The following is a 223-nucleotide window of genomic DNA, read 5'->3' as shown; positions in this document are numbered from 1 at the left end:
TGCTGTCAGGTAGGCAACAGATGGATTAACAGGCGGTGTTCGGTGCTACATCGAGCTGGAATACGGTGTCATCGACCCACATTCGATGGAGAATGACTGCGATGCGACGCGCGAGGGCGACCATTGCTATTTTCCGGCCTCGGCGCTAGGCGAGCTGGGCTCCCCATGTTCGAAACCATATCGACCGGCCGCAGTTCATCATGACAGTTGCAGCCTGACACAA

At 56.5% G+C, this 223-nt stretch carries 1 pseudogene; it reads right to left on the bottom strand.

Annotation, left to right across the window (positions count from 1 at the left end):
• Positions 1–25: 25 nt before the first annotated feature.
• Positions 26–223, bottom strand: a pseudogene (locus ABLN87_RS22460) (IS110 family transposase); the annotation flags it as partial.

The organism is Ruegeria sp. SCP10 (assembly GCF_040329495.1).
In the GTDB taxonomy this organism is placed as follows: domain Bacteria; phylum Pseudomonadota; class Alphaproteobacteria; order Rhodobacterales; family Rhodobacteraceae; genus Ruegeria.
This window is presented reverse-complemented; position numbering and strand designations above follow the sequence as displayed.